The sequence below is a fragment of the Promicromonospora kroppenstedtii DSM 19349 genome, from assembly GCF_000515355.1.
GTDB classification, from domain to species: Bacteria; Actinomycetota; Actinomycetes; order Actinomycetales; family Cellulomonadaceae; genus Promicromonospora; species Promicromonospora kroppenstedtii.
In genome coordinates, this window is the sequence record NZ_KI911615.1 from 29,198 (window position 1) to 32,928 (window position 3,731).

Sequence of the window (3,731 nt, forward strand, 5' to 3'; positions counted from 1 at the left end):
GCGAGGCCGGGCACCCGGACCTCGCGCACCTCGGTGGTCGCGTGCGGCGCGGCGGCGCGCCACGCGGCGGCGAGTCGCTCGGCGTCGGGCAGGGTCTCGGCAAGCAGCAGCACGTGCACGAGAGGCATCGTGGCACCCTCCTGACTACGTGTCACCACCGCGTGTCATGATGGTGACCGTGAGCACCCTGCTGGCTGAATACTCCGGCTTCTCCGAGCCCGCCTCGTCCCCGTTGCTGCTGCTCGGCCAGGGGCGTGACCTGGCCTCCGAGCGCGGCGTGGAGTGCACGGGCGAGCTGCCCGCGCCGAGCGACCCCGACCTCGTGGACCGGGCACGCGCCGCACGGGCCGCCCTCGGCAGCCGCGCGTTCGTCCTGGGTCACCACTACCAGCGCGACGAGGTCATCGACTTCGCCGACGTCACCGGTGACTCCTTCAAGCTTGCCCGCGAGGCGGCCGCCCGCCCCGAGGCGGAGTTCATCCTGTTCTGCGGCGTGCACTTCATGGCCGAGAGCGCGGACATCCTGACGTCCGACCAGCAGCAGGTCGTGCTGCCGGACCTCGCGGCCGGCTGCTCGATGGCCGACATGGCCGCGATCGGCCAGGTCGAGGAGGCCTGGGCCGTGCTGCAGGACGTCGGTATCGCGGACTCCACGATTCCCGTCACCTACATGAACTCGTCGGCCGCCATCAAGGCGTTCACCGGGCGCCACGGCGGCACGGTGTGCACCTCCTCGAACGCGGAGGTCGCGCTGCGCTGGGCGTTCGACCAGGTGGGCGGCGTCGACGGCACCGGGAAGGTGCTGTTCCTGCCCGACCAGCACCTGGGCCGCAACACCGCGGTCCTGGAGCTCGCGATGTCGCTGGACGAGTGCGTGGTCTTCGACCCCCGCAAGCCGAACGGCGGGCTGACCGACCAGGAGCTGCGCGACGCGCGGATGATCCTGTGGCGCGGCCACTGCTCGGTGCACGGGCGCTTCTCGGAGCAGAACGTCACCGACATCCGCGCGGCGGTGCCCGGCGTCAACGTGATGGTGCACCCCGAGTGCAAGCACGAGGTGGTCACCGCGGCCGACTACGTGGGCTCGACCGAGTACATCATCAAGCAGCTCGAGGCAGCCGAGCCGGGCTCCGCCTGGGCCATCGGCACGGAGCTGAACCTGGTGCGCCGGGTCGCGCGGGCACACCCGGACAAGCAGGTGCACTACCTCGACTCGACGGTGTGCTTCTGCTCGACCATGAACCGCATCGACCTGCCGCACCTCGTGTGGGCCATGGAGTCGCTCGTCGAGGGGCGCATGGTCAACCGGATCGTCGTGGACGCCGACGACGCCCACTGGGCCCGGGTGGCGCTCGACCAGATGCTGGCCCTTCCCGGAATCTGACCGGGCTGAGCGTGTGAGCGGCAACGGCGGGCTGCGCATCGGGATCTTCGTCTTCGACGGGGCGGAGGAGCTCGACGTCGTCGGGCCCTTCGAGGTCTTCGCGGAGTGGGGGTCCCACTCCCAGCTGCGGCCGACCGTAAGCACGTTCTCCTGGGACGGCGCCGGCGTGCGCCTCGCCAAAGGGCTGCGGATCCTGCCGGCGCACGGCGCGGACGACGTCGGGCCGCTGCACGTGCTGGTCTATCCGGGCGGGCTCGGGACGCGGCCGCTGCTGGCCGAGCCGGGGCACCTGGAGTGGCTGCGGCAGATCCGCAAGCAGACCCCGATCATGGCGAGCGTCTGCACCGGTGCCCTGCCGCTCGCGGCCGCGGGGCTCCTGGCCGGACGGCCCGCCACCACGCACCACGAGCACTACGACGAGCTGACCGAGCTGGACCCGAGCGTGCTCGTGGACACCGAGGCGCGCTACGTGGACGACGGCGACGTGATCACCTCGGCGGGCGTCTCCTCCGGCATCGACATGGCACTCCACCTGGTCGAACGCCTGGAGACGCCGGCCGTGGGCCGGTCGGTGCGCAGCGCGATCCAGCACCCGCCGACGCAGTCCGGACAAGGTATCTAGTACTGCCGGTTCTCGGTATAACCTCGGGCGCATGGCTCGCATGCTCCAGCTCACCTGGACCGGACTCTTCCCGCGCAAGGCCCGCCCCGGACAGACCCTGCTCGACCCCTCGGTCACCCGGATGCGCGTCGGCCCCCTGGACCTCGACTCGTACCTGCACGTCAACAACGGCACGTACCTGCAGATGATGGACGTCGCCCGGAACAACCAGATCGCCGACCTCGGCATGTTCCCGGTCGCCAAGGAGAAGGGCTGGGCCCCCGTGGTCGCGGCCTCGACCATGAAGTACCGGAGGTCCCTGCAGCCGTTCGACCGGTTCGAGATCACCACGCGGATCCTCGGCTGGGACGAGCGTGTCTTCTACCTGGAGCAGGTGTTCACGCGCGGGGACAAGCTGTACGCCCGCGGGATCGTCGCCAGCCGCTTCCTGGACCGCAAGGGCAACCGGATCTCCGCACTCGAGGTGGTCCGGGACGCGACCGGCGAGGACCTGCCCTCCCCCGAGCTCCCCGAGGACGTCGCGGCCTGGGCCCGCGCGATGGACGTGGCACCGCGCGAGCCCTCGGCCGCGAGCTGACCGGGAGGCTAGAGCCCCTCGCCGACCTTGGTGAGCAGCAGCGCCTCGGCCAGGACCACGTTCTGCAGCTCGCCCAGGTGCACCGACTCGTTGGCGCCGTGCGCCCGCGAGTCGGGGTCCTCGACGCCGGTCACGAGGATCGCGGCGTCGGGGAACACCTCGAGCAGGTCCGCGATGAACGGGATGGACCCGCCCACGCCGACGTCGACCGGTGCGGTGCCCCACGCCTCGGTGAAGGCGGCACGCGCCGCCCGCATGGCGGCCGTGTCGCCGGGGGCGAGGAACGGCTTGCCCTGCTCACCCGACCGCCACGTGGCCTGCACGCCGAACGGCGCGTGCTTCGCCACGTGCGCGGCCAGCGCAGCGTCGGCCGCGGCCGGGTCCTGTCCGGGGGCGAGCCGCAGCGAGATCTTGGCGGTGCAGCGCGGCGCGATCGTGTTGGACGCCTCGGCCACCGAGGTGACGTCCATGCCGATCACGGACAGCGCGGGCTTGGACCACAGCCGCCCCGACAGGGTGCCCGTGCCCGCGAGCGCCACGCCGTCGAGCAGCGAGGAGTCGGCGCGGAACGCGGCCTCGTCGTAGTCGACCTCGGGCTCGGGCGCGATGACCAGACCCTCGATCGCGACGTCGCCGGCCTCGTCGTGGAAGGTCGCCACGAGACGGGACATCAGGGTCACGGCGTCGAGCACGGCGCCGCCGAACATGCCGGAGTGCACGGCGTGGTCGAGGACGCGCAGCTCGATCTCGCCGTCGACCAGGCCGCGCAGCGACGTGGTCAGGGCGGGGACGCCCACCTTCCAGTTGGTGGAGTCGGCGACGACGATGACGTCGGCGGCGAGCAGGTCGCGGTAGGTCTCCAGGAAGGCCCGGAAGGACGGCGACCCCGACTCCTCCTCACCCTCGATGAAGACGGTGACGCCCACGGGCAGGTCGGCGCCGTCGGGCAGGCCGAGGGCGCGCAGGGCGCCAAGGTGGGCCACGATGCCCGCCTTGTCGTCGGCCGCGCCGCGCCCGAAGAGGCGCTCGCCCACCTGCGTGGGCTCGAACGGGTCGGTGTCCCAGGTGGCCGGGTCGCCCGGGGGCTGCACGTCGTGGTGCGCGTACAGCAGCACGGTCGGCGCGCCCGCGGGCGCGGAGCGGCGGGC

At 72.1% G+C, this 3,731-nt stretch carries 4 protein-coding genes; 3 read left to right on the forward strand and 1 reads right to left on the reverse strand.

Translation table 11 applies throughout. The features are described 5' to 3' along the window. Positions 1 to 169 precede the first annotated feature (169 nt). From nadA to PROKR_RS04455, 3 genes are read left to right on the forward strand one after another with little or no spacing between them, the layout of a single operon-like run. On the forward strand, positions 170 to 1,384 hold the full coding sequence (gene nadA / locus PROKR_RS04445) for a quinolinate synthase NadA (RefSeq protein WP_121384534.1): 1,215 nt from the start codon (positions 170 to 172) through the stop codon (positions 1,382 to 1,384). A gap of 13 nt (positions 1,385 to 1,397) precedes the next feature. After that, on the forward strand, positions 1,398 to 2,006 hold the full coding sequence (locus PROKR_RS04450; protein WP_036959918.1) for a DJ-1/PfpI family protein: 609 nt from the start codon (positions 1,398 to 1,400) through the stop codon (positions 2,004 to 2,006). A gap of 31 nt (positions 2,007 to 2,037) precedes the next feature. After that, the gene (locus tag PROKR_RS04455; protein ID WP_036959919.1) at positions 2,038 to 2,583 is read left to right on the forward strand and encodes an acyl-CoA thioesterase; all 546 of its coding nucleotides are present in this window, start codon (positions 2,038 to 2,040) and stop codon (positions 2,581 to 2,583) included. Positions 2,584 to 2,591: 8 nt separating this feature from the next. Here the strand turns inward: PROKR_RS04455 and PROKR_RS04460 are convergent. Then, a partial coding sequence (locus tag PROKR_RS04460; RefSeq protein ID WP_036959920.1) for a M20/M25/M40 family metallo-hydrolase occupies positions 2,592 to 3,731 on the reverse strand: 1,140 nt, incomplete at its 5' end.